18 protein-coding genes are annotated in these 17,075 nt (G+C 64.3%); 8 read left to right on the forward strand and 10 right to left on the reverse strand.

Annotation, left to right across the window (positions count from 1 at the left end):
- Positions 1–2: 2 nt before the first annotated feature.
- The 3 genes from NKJ18_RS21380 to NKJ18_RS21390 form a co-directional block, all read right to left on the reverse strand.
- Complete coding sequence (locus tag NKJ18_RS21380; RefSeq protein WP_023693809.1) at positions 3–1,007, reverse strand: zinc-dependent alcohol dehydrogenase family protein; 1,005 nt, start codon at positions 1,005–1,007, stop codon at positions 3–5.
- Between the two features lie 48 nt (positions 1,008–1,055).
- Positions 1,056–1,328, reverse strand: a complete 273-nt coding sequence (locus NKJ18_RS21385) for a hypothetical protein (protein ID WP_352521023.1) — start codon at positions 1,326–1,328, stop codon at positions 1,056–1,058.
- Positions 1,329–1,414: 86 nt separating this feature from the next.
- Positions 1,415–2,167 carry a DUF899 domain-containing protein gene (locus NKJ18_RS21390; RefSeq protein ID WP_023695474.1) on the reverse strand — a complete coding sequence of 251 codons (753 nt, stop codon included), beginning with the start codon at positions 2,165–2,167 and terminating at the stop codon, positions 1,415–1,417.
- Positions 2,168–2,556: 389 nt separating this feature from the next.
- Here NKJ18_RS21390 and NKJ18_RS21395 point away from each other — a divergent pair, with 389 nt between their 5' ends.
- Both NKJ18_RS21395 and NKJ18_RS21400 read left to right on the forward strand, forming a co-directional pair.
- On the forward strand, positions 2,557–3,777 hold the full coding sequence (locus tag NKJ18_RS21395) for a hypothetical protein (RefSeq protein WP_023685490.1): 1,221 nt from the start codon (positions 2,557–2,559) through the stop codon (positions 3,775–3,777).
- A 29-nt stretch (positions 3,778–3,806) separates the two neighbouring features.
- Positions 3,807–4,439, forward strand: a complete 633-nt coding sequence (locus tag NKJ18_RS21400) for a Vgb family protein (protein ID WP_023730380.1) — start codon at positions 3,807–3,809, stop codon at positions 4,437–4,439.
- A gap of 52 nt (positions 4,440–4,491) precedes the next feature.
- Here the strand turns inward: NKJ18_RS21400 and NKJ18_RS21405 are convergent, their stop codons facing one another.
- A complete protein-coding gene (locus NKJ18_RS21405) occupies positions 4,492–4,797 on the reverse strand; it encodes a hypothetical protein (protein WP_023689804.1) in 306 nt (101 codons plus the stop codon).
- 284 nt (positions 4,798–5,081) lie between these two features.
- Here NKJ18_RS21405 and NKJ18_RS21415 point away from each other — a divergent pair, with 284 nt between their 5' ends.
- On the forward strand, positions 5,082–5,426 hold the full coding sequence (locus NKJ18_RS21415) for a PQ-loop domain-containing transporter (protein WP_023673886.1): 345 nt from the start codon (positions 5,082–5,084) through the stop codon (positions 5,424–5,426).
- Between the two features lie 37 nt (positions 5,427–5,463).
- On the opposite strand, the gene NKJ18_RS21420 is transcribed toward NKJ18_RS21415, so the two are convergent.
- Positions 5,464–6,195, reverse strand: coding sequence for a DUF2270 domain-containing protein (locus NKJ18_RS21420; RefSeq protein ID WP_023673885.1), 732 nt, complete (start codon positions 6,193–6,195; stop codon positions 5,464–5,466).
- Positions 6,196–6,433: 238 nt separating this feature from the next.
- Here NKJ18_RS21420 and NKJ18_RS21425 point away from each other — a divergent pair, with 238 nt between their 5' ends.
- The gene (locus NKJ18_RS21425) at positions 6,434–8,728 is read left to right on the forward strand and encodes a cation:proton antiporter domain-containing protein (protein ID WP_352759555.1); all 2,295 of its coding nucleotides are present in this window, start codon (positions 6,434–6,436) and stop codon (positions 8,726–8,728) included.
- Between the two features lie 30 nt (positions 8,729–8,758).
- On the opposite strand, the gene NKJ18_RS21430 is transcribed toward NKJ18_RS21425, so the two are convergent.
- On the reverse strand, positions 8,759–9,967 hold the full coding sequence (locus NKJ18_RS21430; protein WP_023735437.1) for an MFS transporter: 1,209 nt from the start codon (positions 9,965–9,967) through the stop codon (positions 8,759–8,761).
- Between the two features lie 247 nt (positions 9,968–10,214).
- On the opposite strand from NKJ18_RS21430, the gene NKJ18_RS21435 reads away from it, so the two are divergent.
- Entirely contained in the window at positions 10,215–10,643 is a 429-nt protein-coding gene (locus NKJ18_RS21435; RefSeq protein WP_155922514.1) for a VOC family protein, read from the forward strand.
- A 95-nt stretch (positions 10,644–10,738) separates the two neighbouring features.
- On the opposite strand, the gene NKJ18_RS21440 is transcribed toward NKJ18_RS21435, so the two are convergent.
- The gene (locus NKJ18_RS21440) at positions 10,739–11,326 is read right to left on the reverse strand and encodes a dihydrofolate reductase family protein (protein ID WP_023673464.1); all 588 of its coding nucleotides are present in this window, start codon (positions 11,324–11,326) and stop codon (positions 10,739–10,741) included.
- Positions 11,327–11,463: 137 nt separating this feature from the next.
- On the opposite strand from NKJ18_RS21440, the gene NKJ18_RS21445 reads away from it, so the two are divergent.
- The gene (locus NKJ18_RS21445) at positions 11,464–11,880 is read left to right on the forward strand and encodes a winged helix-turn-helix transcriptional regulator (protein ID WP_023673465.1); all 417 of its coding nucleotides are present in this window, start codon (positions 11,464–11,466) and stop codon (positions 11,878–11,880) included.
- Positions 11,881–12,334: 454 nt separating this feature from the next.
- Positions 12,335–13,438: a flavin-containing monooxygenase gene (locus NKJ18_RS21450; protein WP_352759558.1), complete on the forward strand. Its 1,104-nt coding sequence runs from the start codon at positions 12,335–12,337 to the stop codon at positions 13,436–13,438.
- A 20-nt stretch (positions 13,439–13,458) separates the two neighbouring features.
- Here the strand turns inward: NKJ18_RS21450 and gcvA are convergent, their stop codons facing one another.
- Positions 13,459–14,358: a transcriptional regulator GcvA gene (gcvA, locus tag NKJ18_RS21455; protein WP_023733984.1), complete on the reverse strand. Its 900-nt coding sequence runs from the start codon at positions 14,356–14,358 to the stop codon at positions 13,459–13,461.
- 131 nt (positions 14,359–14,489) lie between these two features.
- Between gcvA and NKJ18_RS21460 the strand changes: the two genes are divergently transcribed.
- A complete protein-coding gene (locus NKJ18_RS21460) occupies positions 14,490–15,194 on the forward strand; it encodes an SDR family oxidoreductase (protein WP_352759560.1) in 705 nt (234 codons plus the stop codon).
- A 30-nt stretch (positions 15,195–15,224) separates the two neighbouring features.
- Here NKJ18_RS21460 and NKJ18_RS21465 read toward each other — a convergent pair whose 3' ends face one another.
- Complete coding sequence (locus tag NKJ18_RS21465; RefSeq protein WP_023673469.1) at positions 15,225–16,127, reverse strand: carbohydrate ABC transporter permease; 903 nt, start codon at positions 16,125–16,127, stop codon at positions 15,225–15,227.
- Position 16,128: 1 nt separating this feature from the next.
- On the reverse strand, positions 16,129–17,028 hold the full coding sequence (locus tag NKJ18_RS21470; RefSeq protein ID WP_373432851.1) for a carbohydrate ABC transporter permease: 900 nt from the start codon (positions 17,026–17,028) through the stop codon (positions 16,129–16,131).
- Positions 17,029–17,075 lie beyond the last annotated feature (47 nt).

The following is a 17,075-nucleotide window of genomic DNA, read 5'->3' on the forward strand; positions in this document are numbered from 1 at the left end:
ATCTAAAGCTCGAGGCAGACCTTGCCGAAATGCCTTTGCGCTTCGTAGTGCCTGAAGGCGGCGGCGATATCCTGCAGTGGAAAGCTGCTGTCGATGACAGGCTTCAGGCGGTTGACCTCTATCGCACGGATCATGTCCTGCTGGTCGGCTTTGCTGCCGATGGAAATTCCGCTGATGCGGATCTGGTTTGAAAACAGCGCCGGGATTGAAACTTCTGCTGCAAAGCCGGTCAGGACGCCGATGAGTGCGATATGCCCGCCTGTCCGGCAGGCCGCTATCGACTGCGCCAGCGTCGCCGGTCCGCCGACCTCGATCACATGATCGACGCCGCGTCCGTCCGTCAGTTCCCTGGCCCTGCCGCCCCACTCCGGCACCGCCTTGTAGTTGATGACGCTGTCGGCCCCGAGTCGTCTTAGCTTCTCCAGCTTCTCTTCATCGGACGACGTGGCGATGACCCTTGCGCCGGCGGCCTTGGCAAATTGCAGCGCAAACAATGACACGCTGCCGGTGCCAAGGATCAGCACCGTGTCGCCGGGCTTTACCTTGCCGCATGTCACCAGGCCGCGCCAGGCGGTGACGCCCGTGCAGGTCAGCGTTGCCGCCTCGAGATGCGTATAGCCCGCCGGCGCCGTGGTGAAGGCCTGCGCCGGCATGCACACATACTCGCTGGCGAAGCCGTCGAAACTGTCTCCGGGAATGTCGCGGCTTGTATCGGATCTCATGTCGCTGGCCAGCCACCAGGGGTAGAAAACACTGACGACGCTGTCGCCCGGCTTGAACGTGTCGACGCCGTCACCGATCGCGATCACCTCGCCGGCGCCATCCGACAGCGGCACGCGGCCGTCGGCGAGCGGCACCTTGCCCTGTACGGCGAAATCGTCGCGCATGTTCAGCGCGCAGGCGCGAATCCTGACCAGCATTTCTCCCGGCCCAGGCCGGGGCTGATCCTCCTCGACCAGGTCTAGCTTGTCCAACCCGCCCGGCGCTCTCAGCCTGACCAGCTTCATAGTCTCTCTCCGACGTAAAGAGCGTTAGCATGGCGGCGGCGGTCCAGCCTATCGCCGGACCGGCCGGCCGGAAATCACGCGCAGCCAAGGCGCCAGATGGACGGCGCTCATCAAGAGATACATCAGCGGCATGCCGGTGAGCGGGGAGGCATCGGCCCCCAGGCACGACATGGCGCCGTCGCCAGCGTGAATGCAGGTGAGCAGCGCCATCACGGCGAAAACAGGGGCCGCGGCGAGGCATAGCCACTCGGCGGTGCGGAGAGAAACTGCATCGGAGCGTTGAGGGACCTCACTGCCGGTGCCTGTGCCGATATCGCTCATGGTCATAATCCCTTGATGATCAATGCCCGGCTTTCCTGTCCCGTGAGGGACAGGAAACCAAGCTGGATGGGCGCCGCTCCAGGTCCTTACTTGCCGTCCTTGTTGCGGAACGCGGCTTCGCCGGCCGCCGACACTTCCTCCCACGTCTTGTCGGGTGCGGCGTCGTAATTGTCGTGCCAGTTCCACCAGCTGTAGAGCTCGGTCTGCGGATAGCCTTCGGGCGAATCCTCCCAGATTTCCTGGCGGCCGAGCGGCGTTGCGTCGAGGTAGCTCCAGACCGTGCCCATCTGCTCGTCGCCGCGGTTGTTGATGAAGTAGGTGCGATACACTTTCTTGCCGTCCTGGATGAACACGTTGTGGCCGTGCCATTCGTCGACGCCGAAATCCTTGTCGAAACTGTCGGTGATTGTGTACCAGGGCATCTCCCAACCCATCCGCTGCTTCAAGCTGGCAATGTCGGCCTGCGGCGCGCGGGAGGCATAGGCAAGCGTGGTGTTGCGGGCGTTGAGATGGGCGAGATGGCCGACCTGGTCGGCGCCGAGCGAACAGCCGCGGCAGGCATGTTCGGGCCAGCCGTGGACGCCGGGTTCGTAGAAGGCGCGGTAGACGATCAACTGGCGCCGGCCCTCGAACAAATCGAGCAGGCTCGCTTTGCCGTTGGGACCTTCAAACACATAGGCCTTGTCTACTTCCATCCATGGCATGCGCCGGCGCTCGGCCGACAGCGCGTCCCTGGCGCGCATCGTTGCCTTTTCCTTCACCAGCATCTTTTCGCGCTCGGCTTCCCATTCTTGCCTTGAAACGACCGGTGGGGTCTTCATTGCCACGTGCTTGGTCATTGCTTGTTTCCTTTGCCAGTTGTTGAGCCGTTGTGGCTTGTCGTTGCCTGTTGATCGTGAGGCAGGCTAGGGCCGCGAGGCGGCGAGGGCGGAGTTACAAATGTGACGGCATTTGCAGGCGGGCCACCGCAGCAGGGGTGGCGAGGCCGCACGGTGGGCTCGAAGTCCTCGGAAGCAGGCATGGTCGGTTTTTCCTTATTGAGAAGCTTAACACGACTGTCTGAGATGCTCAGGCTAGCGAATGCGAATATTGCCGTCAACGCAGGCCTGGGCGTCTTCAACCAGTCCAGATGGCTAGGTCGCCGTCCGCGGCTTGCTGCTTGGCGGTGGTGACTTAAGTTAGGGCCGATAAGGGGAGCGGTGGGAGTTACAAATGTGACGGGATTTGCATGGACTCGCTGATCACCGCGGCAGGGCTGGCGCTGGCGGCGGGCAATCCGCTGGCGGCACTCGACCGCGTCGCCTTGCGCGAGGATGCCCCGGCGCTGGCGTTGCGCGGCATTGCCATGGCGCAGCTCGGCGATTTCGATCGCGCCAAAGTACTGTTGCGTAGGGCCGGCCGTGCCTTCGGTCCAAAGGAGGCGGTGGCGCGCGCCAGGTGCGTTGTCGCCGAAGCCGAGATCGCACTTGTTTCGCGTGATCTCGGCTGGCCGTCCAAGGCGCTCGACGCGGCGCGGTCGACATTGGAAAAGCATGGCGACCGGCTGAACGCGGCGCATGCCGGGCATCTCAAAGTGCGCCGCCTGCTGCTGATCGGCCGCCTCGACGAGGCTGAAGACGTGCTGGCTGGGCTCGATCCGTCGCCGCTTCCGCCGGCCTCACGCGCCGCGCATGAACTCGCGGTTGCCGGCATCGCCATGCGGCGCCTGAAGACGAAGGCCGCGCGCGCAGCCCTTGAGTGGGCGCGCCATGCCGCCCGCCGGGCCGGCATTCCGGGTCTCATGGCGGAGGTCGACAGCGCCTTCCTGGCGCTGGAGACGCCGGCGGCGCGGCTGATCGCAGGCGGCGAGGAGCATCCGCTGTTGCTCGAAGAAGTCGAGGCGCTGCAGGCGTCGCGCGCGCTGGTCGTCGATACGTTCCGCTATATCGTGCACAAGCAGGAAACAACGATCTCGCTGGCAACGCGGCCGGTGCTGTTTGCGCTGGCGCGCGCGCTTGCCGAAGCCTGGCCGGCGGATGTGCCGAGGGCGACGCTGATTGCCCGCGCCTTTGGCGGCCGGCATGCCGATGAATCGCATCGCGCCAGGCTGCGGGTCGAGATCGGCCGGCTGCGCGCCGAATTGCGGCCGCTGGCGGGCATCGGCGCGACCAGCCAGGGCTTTGCGCTAAAGCCGCGCGAAGCAGGCTCCGTGGCGGTGCTGGCGCGGCCGATCGAGGAGCGGCACGCCGCGGTGCTGGCCTTCCTGGCCGATGGTGAATCCTGGGCCAGCTCGGCGTTGGCGCTGGCGCTGGGCGCCGGACAGCGCAGCGTACAGCGGGCGCTCGAGCAGTTGGCCGAGACCGGCAAAGTGCAGTCCTTCGGCCACGGCCGGGCGCGGCGCTGGATGACGCCACCGGTCGCTGGTTTCACGACCACCTTGTTACTCCCGTCGCCGCTGCCGAACGGCTAGGAAAGGTGACCATGATCGAGGACCAGGACATGAAACATTCAGCAGCGGAAATCCTGCGCGAATACGGGCCCTTTCCTGATGTCGACACCGTGCACGGCGTGAGCTTCGACGGACAGAATGTCTGGTTTGCGACGGGCGAGCGGCTGACCGCCTTCGATCCGGCAAGCGGCGAGACGCTGCGCTCGATCGATGTCGCGGCACATGCCGGCACCGCCTATGACGGCCGGCATCTGTTCCAGCTCGCCGGGGACCGCATCCAGAAGATCGACCCCGATACCGGCAAGGTGCTCTCCACCATCCCGGCGCCCGGCGGCGGCCGCGATTCCGGCATGACCTGGGCCGAGGGCACGCTCTGGGTGGGGCAGAACCGGGAGCGCAAGATCCACCAGATCGATCCCGAGACCGGGAAAATCCTGCGCACCATCGACTCAAACCGCTTCGTCACCGGAGTGACCTGGGTCGATGGCGAGCTCTGGCACGGCACCTGGGAAGGCGACCAGAGCGATGTCCGGCGCGTCGATCCGCAAACTGGCAAGGTGCTGGAACGGCTCGACATGCCGGCGGGGGTGGGCGTTTCCGGGCTCGAATCCGACGGCGGCGACCGCTTCTTTTGCGGCAGCGGCCCTGGCGGCATGGTGCGATCGGTGCGTCGGCCGAAGTAAGGCCGTCAAGTATTGGGCCGGCAGCGTATTTCCTACGGTCATCCCGCCGAGATCATATCCCGGAGCCGTCGAGCAGCGGGACGTCTTCGCCTTGCCACGGACTTGGCATTGAAGCCCGGCTCAGATTGGCCGTCGGCAGCGGCATCCAGCATTTCAACTCCGGTTCGGGGTATTCGATCACCCGTCCTGGCGACGAATCGGAAGAGCGCCAGCCCTCCGTGCCGAACTGGTCGGCGCGCGACCAGTAAGCGAGGTCGACCTCGGCCGGCCCCTGTTCCGATGGCCTGACCGTGACCAGGATGCGGCTGCCGTCCTTGGGGGCGCTCGCCATGTGCCGCCAGCGATCGGGTTCGTCCATTCTCATGTCCTCCTGCACGTTGCAGGGATAGTCGCCGCGCGCTTGGCAGCGGTCAACCCGAACTTTGCCCAAGCACGAGATCTGTTTAGCACTCCCGCGCCGTCGGCCGAAACAGGATCTGGTTCATGTCGACCTCGTCGGGCTGGCTCACGGCGAACGCCCCCATGGCGAAAGAATCCGGATGCCGGGCCGCAACAGGAAAATCGAAACCGGCATGTGAACGGGCTCACATGCCGCCACTGCAAGGAACGCTATGGGACGTCCGGCCATGACAGGGGTTTCGGATGACACTTGCTGATCTGTCTTTTTATCTTTTCACTATTTTCAATGGCTTGCGGGTGGTGTCCTACCTGCCGCAGATCGTGCGGGTGGCCCGGGACAGGCACGGGGCGTCGGCGATTTCCTACGCGACCTGGCTGTTGTGGACAGGCGCCAACGCCACGACGGGACTCTACGCCCACATCAATCTGAACGATCCCGCTCTGGCGGCGATCAACTGGCTGAACGCCGTATGCTGCGTGCTGGTCATCGCGCTCACCGCCTACAAGCGCCATCGCGCACGGCTTCCGGTTGAGGAAGCCGCAAGCCGGTCGGAAGCGACCGCTCTGATGGTCGACAATGTCTGCTGAAGATCACCGCGGCAGATTGCGCTTTTCGAGGCCGCTCTCAGACATGCACGGTGCCATGCGAAAGCTCGCCCTCGTCGCTTGAGATGAGGAAAGCGGCTGCGAGTAGGCCGACATAGAACAGCCCGACCATGCACACGACATAGATGCCTGGAACCGGGCCGAGCTGCGCCACGCGCGCGGCGTCGAGAAATGACGCGCCCAAGCCTATCGGCGACCCTTCGCGCTGCAGACTGGGCGTCGTGATCTTCAGCACCCACGCCAGCATCAGGATCGTGTACATGAAAATGTAGTTGCGGCGCAGCCGGCGCACCAACGCCGCGCGTTGCGAGATCAGGAAGCGCGGCGAACGCAGGCCTTCGCCGACGATGGCCAGCCAGTTGGAGGCGTAGTCGGGCTGCGGCGAGAAAATCTGCGCGAAATAATAGCGCTCGAACTGGCGCACCCTGGCCCGGTAGACGTCGAAGAAACGATAGCGCCGCGCCTCGATCCATAGCAGCAGCGTGGTCAGCAGCATGGCAAAGAGCAGCACCCCATGATGGGCGCTGGGCGTCGAGAGTGAGACTGAGAGCATGGCGGCGACGACAGTAATCGCCCAGTTGCTGGTACGGTCCAGCCGGTCGCGCCAGCCGGCCATGCGGGCGATTTCGGCGCGGTGGAAATGCGACATGGTGGCCACGAATTCCGATGAGGTGAGCTTCAGCGCGAACGCATCAGAGGCCCGCGGCGCTGCAGCCGCTTCGTCGGTTTTCACGGTCTTGACCTGGGACATCCCTTGCCACGCGCCTCCCAACGCCATGGCCGGCCGAAACGACGCCGGTCATCCCCATCCGCGCAACGCGCAATCGGTTGAAAATGTTCCGTCGCCGGCCCGGGTCTCGGCGGTTTATCCGCAGTCAGATAGGCCCGTTATGCGATTCAGGTAAGGAGGAACCTGCGGCGCGCCAAGGGAGCGTGGCGTGCAACCGATCTCGCCCGCAAACGTTATACCGGGCACGATGAGGGGGTGCATGTCCTTCGTGGTCAACCGGCGCCGGTCGGTCGCGCTTGCCGCGGCAGCCTTCGCATTCATGCCGGCCGCATCGTTGGCAGCCGAAAAGACCGGCATGTCCAGCGAGGGCATTTTCGTTCTCGAAATCCTCCTTCTGCTTCTCGTCGGCCGCGGCATCGGCGAATTGCTGGAGCGTCTCGGCCAGCCGGCGGTGATGGGTCAGCTCATCGGCGGCATCCTGCTCGGGCCATCGCTGCTCGGCTGGCTATTGCCGGAAGCAGAACGCGTGATCTTTTCAGGCGACGCCACCCAAAAGAGCATGATCAGCGCCATCGCACAGCTCGGCGTGTTGATGCTTCTGTTGCTCACCGGGATGGAGACGGATCTGCGGCTGGTGCGCAGGGTCGGCCGTGCGTGCTTTTCCATCTCCGCCGCGGGCGTCGCCGTGCCTTTCGCGCTCGGCTTCACCGCCGCACAGCTCATGCCGGCCTCGCTGCTGGCCGACGGAACCGAGCGCATTGTCGCCGGTCTCTTCCTCGGCACGGCGCTGTCGATCTCCTCGGTCAAGATCGTCGCCATGGCGGTGCGCGAGATGAACTTCATGCGCCGCGATCTCGGTCAGACCATCGTCTCGTCGGCCATCATCGAGGACACGATCGGCTGGGTGATCATCGCCATCACCATCGGCATCGCCACCAAGGGGCGCTTCGAGCTCGGCAGCCTTGCCTTCACCATTGTCGGCGTTGCCGCCTTCATGGGGTTTTCCTTCACGATTGGCCGCCGCATCGTCTTCGACGCCATCCGCTGGACCAACGATACGTTCCGCAGCGAATACGCCGTCGTCACCGTCATTCTCGCCATCATGGGCGCAATGGCGCTGATCACCGATCTGATCGGCGTCCACACCGTGCTTGGCGCCTTCGTCGCCGGCATACTGGTTGGGGAATCGCCGATCCTGTCGCGTCATATCGAAGGGCAATTGCGCGGCGTCATCATGGCGCTGTTCATGCCGGTTTTCTTCGGCGTCGCCGGCCTTTCGGCGGATCTCACCGTGCTTGTCGACCACGAGCTTGCGCTACTCACGGCCGCTTTGGTGCTGATCGCCAGCTTCGGCAAATTCGCCGGCGCCTTCATCGGCGCCGAGCTTGCCGGCATGAGCCGCAAGGAAGGCATCGCCGTCGGTTGCGGCATGAACGCGCGCGGCTCGACCGAAGTCATCGTCGCCTCGATTGGCCTGTCGATCGGCGTTCTGTCGCACGATCTTTTCACCATGATCGTGACCATGGCCGTCATCACCACGCTCGCCATGCCGCCGACCTTGCGTTGGGCACTCGGCCGCTTGCCGATGGGCGAGAACGAGAAGAAGCGTCTGGAGCGCGAGGAGATCGACCAACGCGGCTTCATCGCCAATCTGGAACGACTGCTGGTGGTGACCGATGAGGGCGTTGTCGGCCGCTTTGCTGCTTACCTCGCAGGAGTCGTGGGCGCCGGCAGGCCGACGACGGTGCTGCATGCCCGAGGCGAGGGGGAGGAGGCCGAGCCCGGCACGGATGCGAAGCTCGAGCCGATCGAAAAGGGTGCCGAGGACAGCCGCGAGGCCGCCAGGAGTTCGGACGAGGAGCTGGCCCGCGCGGCGCCTGTCACGCGGCGCCACGAGGCCGAGCTTTCGGCCGAAACGGTTGCCAAGGAGGCGCGCAAAGGCTATGGGCTGCTGCTGATCGGGCTCGGCCGCGCGGTCACGTCGAAAGGTGGGTTTGCCCGCCGCATCAACGAGATCGCCGGCGCCTTCGAGGGCCCGCTATGCCTGGTGCTGAAGGCGACCGGCGCCGGCCGCCAGATGCCAAGGCTAGGACCTGAAGGCGGGAAGATTCTGGTTCCGGTCAACGGCACCGCGATCGCCCGCCGGGGTGCCGAAATGGCGCTGGCGATTGCAGCGGTCACGGGTGCGCGGGTCAAGATACTTTATGTCGCGCGCGTCGGCCGCGACGAACCGCGCGACACTGTCTCGCATCGCCGCAGGGAGGCGGTGCTGAAGGATACCGTCGCACTAGCCGACCGCTATGGCGTCGAGATCGAGACGGCCATCCGCAGCCGGGCCGCCGCCGCCGATGCCATTGCCCGCCAGGCCGGCAGGGGGGCGGCGCTGATCGTCATGGGCGTGGCGCGGCGCCCTGGCGAGGAACTCTTCTTCGGCGAGACGACCACCGGCGTGCTGCAGCGCTGCCAATGCCCGGTGGTGCTGATCTCGGACGCCAGGCTCAGCCGCGACGACGAGGGCAGAGAAGAGCTGCGCTCGGGAACGGGGACAGGGTGATGAGTATTTCCCCTCGAGGGGAAATTTCGCTCATGCCGCCTGCAGCCTCTCTCGGCCGGGCTGCGGCGGGAAGGCGATGGCGATGCCGGCAGCACCGAGGCCGATCAGCGCCGAGCCGATGAACAGCCAGGAATAGCTGGCATAGGCGTCGAAGATCATGCCGCCGGCGAGCGGGCCGAACGACATGCCGAGGCTGGACAACAGGGTCGCGGCGCCAAGTATCGTGCCGATGATGCGTGGCCCGAAATAGTCGCGCGCCAGAACCGCATAGAGCGGCATGACGCCGCCATATGTGGCGCCGAAGATGATCGCCAGGAGATAGAACTGCTCGAGATTGCCGACGGCGAGATAGGCGGCGATCACCACCGCCTGGATGGCGAGGCCCACGATCAGCACCGGCTTGGCGCCCAGCCTGTCGCCGAGCACGCCGTAGAGCACGCGCCCGCCAAGGCCGGCAAGGCCCTCGACGCTGTAGATCGACACGGCTGCCATCGGCGCCACGCCGCACGACATGGCATAGCTCACCATGTGGAAGATCGGCCCCGAATGCGCCGCGCAACAGGCGAAGAAGGTCATGCCCAGCACCAGGAATTGCGGCGAGCGCAACGCCTGGCCGACTGACATGCCGGGGGCCGCGGCAGGTGCGGGCGCGCTGCCATCCGCTGCCGCGACCGCCGCCGACGGCTGGAGCACCAGGAAGACGGCCGGCAGCAACAGCACCCAGGCCATGATCCCGATGTCGAACATGGCGGTACGCCAGTCATAGGCCGTGATCAGCCAGCGTGCGAAGGGCGAAATGGTCATCGGCGCCACGCCCATGCCGGCCGAGACCAGCGACACGGCCAGGCTGCGATGGGTCTCGAACCAGGCGGTGGTCAGCGCGATCATCGGCGCGAAGAAGGCGCTGGCCGCCAGCCCGACGATGACGCCATAGCTCAGCTGGAAGACCAGCAGCGATTGGGCTCGGCTTGCCACCACCAGCGACAGACCGAGCAGCACCGCGCCGGCAAAAACCACCGGGCGGGCGCCGACACGGTCATAGATGGCGCCCCAGGCGAAACCGCCTGCGCCCATCACCAAGAAATTCAGCGTCATGGCGCTGGAAATGCCGGTTCGCGACCAGTTGGTGTCGAGCGCCATCGGCTCGAGAAAGATCGCCAGCGAAAACATCGCGCCGAGCGCCACACAGGTCATCAGCGCGCCGCACGCGACGATCACCCAACGGTAGGAACTGTTCATGCTCTTCTCCCGAGATCGGTTTCGATGCGGCGCCACTCGCTCCAGCTCCGTTGCGCCGCTTGCGTCCGAAGGACGTTGGCGGGATTTCGAATCCGACGATCCGATTGCATTTTTTATCCGGTCTGCGTGGAAGTCCATCCGGATATGACAAAAGCAGGGGCGTAAGGCTGCCAAGCGCGCCGACAAGATAGACTGCCGAATTGACGAGCCGCTCCGCGGCACTAGCTTTGTGGTCTCGCGACGGGAGATATCGCTCATGGAACTGCATCGCGGCCGCCTCATCGACCACGTCCAGCTGGTGGTCAGGGACCTCAAGGCGAGCCGGCGCTTCTATGAAGCCGTCTTCAAGGTGCTCGGCATTCCGATCGGCGGCGAGGCCGAGGACTATTTCTGGGCCGACGAGCTGTTCATCTCAAGCCTCGACAGCCGGGCGGCGAGGGGACAGCTGACCGGGCGCCATCATCTGGCCTTCCAGGCTAGGGACAAGGCCATGGTCGATGCGTTCTACAAGGCTGGCCTCGATGCCGGCGGGGCCGACAATGGCGCGCCGGGTGAGCGGCCCTACCACCCCGGCTACTACGCCGCCTTCCTGCTCGACCCCGACGGCAACAACATCGAGGCGGTGTTTCACGGGCCGGCAAAGCGAAGTGCCGCTTCGGTCGAGATCAATTTCTAGCGCAGGTTCACGAGGAGCGGGTTGCGGTGATCCGTCCGGAGTTCTCGCAAAAACAAAGAGTTGAAGCGGTCCACGGATTCAATCTCTGAACTGCTTCACATTGCCGGCGCGTAGCGGTTCACCACCATTCCGCAGGCATAGGCTTTAGAGCCGAGCAGGCGCAATTTCAGGAAGCCGCCACAGTCGAAAATCCGCTCGCCGTCGCCCAGCGCGGCCGGATTGATGAACAGCTGGAACTCATCGACCAGTCCCGCTGCAATCAGCGCCGAGGCAAAGCCGGCGCCGCCGAATACCGCCATGTCGCCTTCACCTTCAGCTTTCAGCGCCTTGACCTCGCGCGGCAGGTCGCCGCTGGCAAGCGTCGTGCGCTCCCACCGCGATGCCGCGAGCTTGTCGCTCAGCACCACCTTGCGCGCCTCGACGATGCGCTGCGCAAAGGCGTAGAAGGGATCGCGCGGATAGTTTTTTGCCGCATTGCCCCAATGGGTTAGATAGCCTTCTTCGGCCATCTTGCGGCTGAGCAGAATGGTATCGATGCCGGCGAACACCGCGTTGAAATCCTGCTTCAAGTCGTCGTCCCACGGGCAGTTGGCGCCCCATTCCCAGAGCTGCCAGTGCTCATCGCCGGCCGCGCCGACAAAACCGTCGACCGACATCTGCATCTGCAGGATCAGTTTTCTCATCGTTGTTCTCCTGATTGAGCTCTGGTGTCACCAGCGCCAGGTCAGGCGGCGTTGGTGATTGCTTTACTTTCGGAACCATTGACACGAGAGAAAAATGATGTCAATAGTAAAGTGATTTAGAAATGGAAGCATTGAGAATGTCGACCAGGGAAAGATCCGGCTGCCCCATCAGCCTGTCGCTCGAATTGCTCGGTGACCGCTGGACGCTGCTGATCATCCGCGACATGATTTTCGCGGGAAAAAGGCACTTCCGGGAGTTTCTGCTATCAGGCGAAGGCATCTCGTCGCGCACGCTGGCCGAGCGGCTGCAGACCTTGCAGGATGAGGGCATTGTCACCAGAAGCGACGACCCCACGCACAAGCTCAAGGCGATCTATAAGCTGACCGAGGCGGGCATCGACCTGTTGCCGGTGCTGGCGACGCTCGGCGCCTGGGGCAGCAAATACCGCAACGCCGATGACAAGCTGGCAAGGATCGCCGATGAACTGGCGACGGGCGGCGAGGCAGGCCTGGAGCAGATAAAGAAGAAGCTGCGCGCCGAGCATATCGGCTAGGGAGCAACGCCAGCCCTCCCGTCGGGCCGATGGCGGGCTACATCGACACGACGTCGCGCAGCCTCACCCTTCCCATCCCGCAAATCGCTGTGGCCGGAGCCATGTCTGCTTCGGATTGCCATCGCCCGAACCACGGCCTCTTCCAGCCAGCGCGCGATGGCGGGGGCGGCATGCATGCCGATTGGCCCATGCCGCCATGCACGGAGAGCTCTTCGACCGCGGTGCGGCCGGCGACAGGCAGCCCGTCCGACAGCATGGGCGATTGCCGGGATAGACATTCGTCACCGGGGGTGAGCCGAGACCGGACAGGATGCGCAGCGTGCGCGCCGCATGCGAAGGCGTCTCGGCGCTAGCGCGCCGATCCACCTTCTCCAACAAGGGGAGAAGGTGAGGCGCGCCTTGTCCCGCCTGCGCTTCTACGCGTAGCCTAAGGAGCTAGCGGGAGGAGAATCGCTTGGACACCACTGTCGTTATTGTCGGCGCCGGGCCCGCCGGCCTTGCGGTCGGTGCCTGCCTGAAGCGGGCAGGAGTGGATTTCATCCTGCTCGAAAAATCGCAGGAGATCGCGCCCGCCTGGCGGCGGCACTATCGGCGGCTGCATCTGCATACGGTCAAGTCGTTCTCGTCGCTGCCGTTCCTGCCCTTTCCCAAAAATTATCCGCGCTACGTGCCGCGCGAAATGGTGGTCCGCTATCTCGACGACTACGCGGAAAAATTCGATCTGCGCCCGCGCTTCGGCGTGACGGTGAAAGCCATTCGCCTCGGGGACGGCGGTTTTCTGGTCGAGACAGGATCGGACAACATCAAGGCGCGCCATGTCGTCATCGCCAGCGGTAACAATGCCGAGCCGATCGTCCCCCGGCTCCCTGCTATCGAGGCTTTCAAGGGCGAGGTGCTGCACAGCGCCGACTATACGCAAGCGGCGCCCTTTGCCGGCCGCTCGGTGCTGATCGTCGGCATGGGCAACACCGGCGCCGAGATCGCGCTCGACTTGGCGGAAAGTGGCGCGCGTCCGACCATTTCGGTGCGCAAGGGCGTCCACATCGTGCCGCGCCAGCTGTTCGGCGTGCCGATCCAGATGGTCGGCATCGCCAGCCGGCCGATGCCGCAGGCGCTGAACGACTGGATGTTCCCGATCATCCTCGATTTCGCGCTGGGCAAGCTCGAGAAATACGGCATCGTCAGGCCGAAGCAGGGCATCCTGCAGCAGATCGACGAAGTCGGCCGCATCCCGGTCATCGACGTCGGCACGGTCGACGCCATCACCAAAGGCGCCATCAAGATCGCACCCGACATAGCGGGCTTCACCGAGCGCGGCGCTGTGTTCACCGACGGCAGGCAGGAAAATTTCGACGCCGTCATCCTCGCCACCGGCTATCGCCCGGGCTACGAAAAGTTTCTGCCCGTGGAATTGCAGCCGGAGCGCAGTGGCGTCAACGCCCGCGCCTCTCAACTCGGCCTCTACCTCGTCGGCTTCTACAATCCGGTCACCGGTCTGCTACGAGAAATCGGCAGGGAGGCGAAGGCGGTGGCGGCCGACATTGCGCGGCGGCGGTAAAAGGGGAGATCGGCTATCCATCACAGCCGCGCCGCATCGCCCTCATCCAGCAGCCATCGCCGCACGGCTTGCGTCGGTTCTGGGTGCCGTTGCTTGCGCGGCATCACGACATAGAAATCGTGCGTCCCACGCATCTCCGCGTTGATCGGCTGCACCAGCCGGCCGGCGGCAATGTCGGCGGATACGAGAAACCGGCTGGCCAGCGCGATGCCCTGGCCGGCAATGGCGGCGTCGATCGCGAGGCCTGTCTGGTTGAAGCGCATGCGTTTGGCCTCGGCGGCCATCCTCAGGCCGAGCGCCTTTTCCATGAATTCCGGCCATAGATTGTGCGCGTCGTGCAGCAGGACGTGGTGCTGGATGTCGGTCGGCGCGATCTCGTTCGCGCCGGTCGGCAGCAGGGCAGGGCTGCAGATGGCGACGATCTGCTGTGGAAACAAAAGATCCACCATCAGGCCGGCGCCGAAGGGCAGGCGGCCTTGCCTGACCGCAATGTCGACGCCGTCGGCCTGAAAACTCGACAGGCTTTCGCTGGCCAGGATTCGCAAATCGACCAGCGGGTTGTGGGCGACGAACTCCGGCAGTTTGGGGATCAGCCATTTGGTGGCAAAGCTCGGCGTGACGCTGATCGTCAGCCGCGCCGGTTCGGGCCGCAGCAGCAAGGTGGCCTCCGAGATCAGCTCGAAGGCGCGGCGGATGTTGGGCATATAGGCGCGGCCCTCATCGGTCAGCGCCAGGCCGCGCGGCAGCCGGTCGAAGAGTTTTGTGCCGAGATCGGCCTCCAGCCCGCGTATATGCTGCGCCACCGCCCCTTGCGTCACGTTCAGCTCTTCGGCGGCGATGCGGAAGTTGAGATGACGCGCGGCGGCTTCGAAGGCACGCAGCGCATTCAATGGTGGCAGGCTCAGGAAGGCTTCAGGCATGCAGGAGTTTTTCTACAGCTTGATTTCAGGCTTTCTGGTTCGAACCAGATGGCAACACCGTTTATAGCATTGCTCGAAGGTCGGAAACATGGGCTTCAGAGTCCCGCCAACCCGTGCGAAGGAAAATCAAGATGAATGTAGAAAAAGTGGCAGTGGTCGTCGCCGGTGGCAGCGGCATGGGTGCGACGGCGGCCAAGCGGCTGGCGGCGGACGGGTTCAAGGTCGCGATCCTGTCGTCCTCAGGTAAGGGCGAGGCCTTGGCGAAAGAGCTTGGTGGCCTCGGCGTCACCGGCTCCAACCAGTCGAATGACGATCTGCAGCGGCTCGCCGACCTCACGCTCGAGCGCTACGGCCGCATCGACGTGCTGGTCAACAGCGGCGGCCACGGGCCACGCGCGCCGATCCTCGAAATCACCGACGAGCAGTGGCACACCGGTCTCGACGTCTATCTGATGAACGTCATCCGGCCGGTGCGCATCGTGGCGCCGCAGATGGTCAAGCAGAGGGCCGGCGCCATCATCAACATCTCGACCGCCTGGGTGGTCGAGCCGAGCCCGATGTTCCCGACATCCGCCGTGTTCCGCGCCGGTCTTGCCGCCTACACCAAGATCTTCGCCAACACCTACGCCGCCGACAATGTGCGCATGAACAATGTGCTGCCCGGCTGGATCGACAGCCTGCCGGCCACCGAGGAGCGCCGCGACAGCGTGCCGATGCAGCGCTACGGCACCTCGGAGGAAATTGCCGCGACCATCGCCTTCCTCGCTTCCGAAGGTGCGGGCTACATCACCGGCCAGAACATCCGCGTCGACGGCGGCATCATCGGCGCGATCTGACCGCGCGGTCGCCTCGCGTGAGCCGGCGCGTCACTCCTTCACCGCGCCGGTCATCGACGAGACATAGTGCTCGACGAAGAACGAATAGAGCACCACCACCGGCAGCGAGCCGATCAGCGCTCCCGCCATCAGCGCCCCCCATTCGTAGACGTCGGAGCGCACCAACTCGGTCAGCACACCCACCGGCACGGTCTTGTTTTCCGAGGACTGGATGAATGTCAGCGCGTAGATGAACTCGTTCCATGACAGGGTGAAGGCGAATATGCCGGCGGAGATCAGGCCGGGCACCGACAGCGGCAGCACGATCTTGGTGAGGATCTGCCACCGGCTCGCTCCGTCTATCAGCGCGCATTCTTCCAGTTCGAACGGGATGGAGCGGAAGTAACCCATCAACAGCCACGTGCAGAACGGCACCAGGAAGGTCGGATAGGTAAGGATGAGTGCGAAGGGCGTGTCGTAGAGCCCGAGGTTGAACACCATCACCGACAGCGGAATGAACAGGATCGAGGGCGGCACCAGATAGGCGAGGAAGATGCCGAGGCCGACCTGCCGCGCCCCGGAAAAGCGCAACCGCTCGATCGCATAGGCGGCGAACACCGACGCCAGCAGCGACAGGAACGTGGCGGCGGTCGAGATGATGATCGTGTTGAGCAGCCAGCCCGGATAGGAGGTTTCGAACAGGAGATAGCGGATATGCTCCAATGTCGGATGCACCACCCAGAACGGATTGAACTGCGCATAGTCGGTCATCTCGAGATTGGGCTTAACCGCCGTGATCGTCATCCAGTAAAATGGAAACAAAAGCACGAAGACGAACACCAGCAGCGGCAGATAGACCGTCACCACGCGGCGCGGCAGGCTCTGCAGGTAGCCCATGCCGCCTTCGTCGATATCCCCACGTTTCGCCTTCCTTGTCGCGGCCGTCTTGACCATGTCAGTCTCCGCCGCCTTGTTGCCATTTGCGGCGTTGCAGGCCGAAATAGCTGAACAGGATCGCCGCCAGCAGGAACGGGATCATGGCCACCGCGATGGCCGCGCCCTCGCCAAGCTGGCCGCCGGAAATGCCGCGCTGGAAAGACAATGTCGCCATCAGATGCGTGGCATTCACCGGTCCGCCCCGGGTCAGCACGTAGATCAGCTGGAAATCGGTGAAAGTGAACAGCACCGAGAAGGTCATGGTGATGGCGATGATCGGCGTCAGCAGCGGCAGAGTCACATAACGAAACAACTGCCAGCGACTGGCGCCGTCGAGCGTGGCCGCCTCGTAGAGCGACTGCGGAATGGTCTGCAGGCCGGCGAGCAGCGTGATGGCGACGAAAGGAATGCCGCGCCAGACGTTGGCGGCGATAACCGAAGCGCGCGCATTCTCCGGATCGCCGAGGAAATTGATGCGGTGGTCGATCAGGCCCATTTGCTGCAGCGCCCAGGACAGGATGGAGAACTGCGAATCGTAGATCCACCAGAAGGCGATGGCTGACAGTACAGTGGGCACCACCCAGGGCAGCAGGACTATCGCGCGGAAGAACGATTTGAACGGCAGGTTTTCATTGAGGATGAGCGCCAGCCACAGGCCGAGCACGAACTTCAGGATCGAGGCGCTGACCGTGTAGAGCAGCGTGTTGAAGACGGAGAGCCAGAAGACGTTGTCATTCCAAAGGTACTGATAATTCTCGACGCCGATGAAGATGCCGGGGCGGCCGATCCGGGCATCGGTGAAACCGAGCCAGACGCCCAGCCCGAGCGGATAGGTCAGGAAGACCAGCAGCAGCGCCGCCGCCGGCAGCATGAAGCCGAAGCCCAGCGCGTTGCGGCTTTCGGAGATCCGCGAAAGCATCGACGGACGCGGCTGGGCGGCAACGGACGGCACGGCCATGGAGGGCT

The sequence above is a fragment of the Mesorhizobium sp. M0217 genome (assembly GCF_040321955.1).
GTDB lineage: Bacteria > Pseudomonadota > Alphaproteobacteria > Rhizobiales > Rhizobiaceae > Mesorhizobium.

Coding starts and splice junctions, on each gene's coding strand:
- NKJ18_RS21380 (WP_023693809.1), bottom strand. CDS start 1,007: ATGAAGCTGGTCAGGCTGAGAGCGCCGGGCGGGTTGGACAAGCTAGAC.
- NKJ18_RS21385 (WP_352521023.1), bottom strand. CDS start 1,328: ATGAGCGATATCGGCACAGGCACCGGCAGTGAGGTCCCTCAACGCTCC.
- NKJ18_RS21390 (WP_023695474.1), bottom strand. CDS start 2,167: ATGACCAAGCACGTGGCAATGAAGACCCCACCGGTCGTTTCAAGGCAA.
- NKJ18_RS21395 (WP_023685490.1), top strand. CDS start 2,557: ATGGACTCGCTGATCACCGCGGCAGGGCTGGCGCTGGCGGCGGGCAAT.
- NKJ18_RS21400 (WP_023730380.1), top strand. CDS start 3,807: ATGAAACATTCAGCAGCGGAAATCCTGCGCGAATACGGGCCCTTTCCT.
- NKJ18_RS21405 (WP_023689804.1), bottom strand. CDS start 4,797: ATGGACGAACCCGATCGCTGGCGGCACATGGCGAGCGCCCCCAAGGAC.
- NKJ18_RS21415 (WP_023673886.1), top strand. CDS start 5,082: ATGACACTTGCTGATCTGTCTTTTTATCTTTTCACTATTTTCAATGGC.
- NKJ18_RS21420 (WP_023673885.1), bottom strand. CDS start 6,195: ATGTCCCAGGTCAAGACCGTGAAAACCGACGAAGCGGCTGCAGCGCCG.
- NKJ18_RS21425 (WP_352759555.1), top strand. CDS start 6,434: ATGTCCTTCGTGGTCAACCGGCGCCGGTCGGTCGCGCTTGCCGCGGCA.
- NKJ18_RS21430 (WP_023735437.1), bottom strand. CDS start 9,967: ATGAACAGTTCCTACCGTTGGGTGATCGTCGCGTGCGGCGCGCTGATG.
- NKJ18_RS21440 (WP_023673464.1), bottom strand. CDS start 11,326: ATGAGAAAACTGATCCTGCAGATGCAGATGTCGGTCGACGGTTTTGTC.
- NKJ18_RS21445 (WP_023673465.1), top strand. CDS start 11,464: ATGTCGACCAGGGAAAGATCCGGCTGCCCCATCAGCCTGTCGCTCGAA.
- gcvA (WP_023733984.1), bottom strand. CDS start 14,358: ATGCCTGAAGCCTTCCTGAGCCTGCCACCATTGAATGCGCTGCGTGCC.
- NKJ18_RS21460 (WP_352759560.1), top strand. CDS start 14,490: ATGAATGTAGAAAAAGTGGCAGTGGTCGTCGCCGGTGGCAGCGGCATG.
- NKJ18_RS21465 (WP_023673469.1), bottom strand. CDS start 16,127: ATGGTCAAGACGGCCGCGACAAGGAAGGCGAAACGTGGGGATATCGAC.
- NKJ18_RS21470 (WP_373432851.1), bottom strand. CDS start 17,028: ATGCTTTCGCGGATCTCCGAAAGCCGCAACGCGCTGGGCTTCGGCTTC.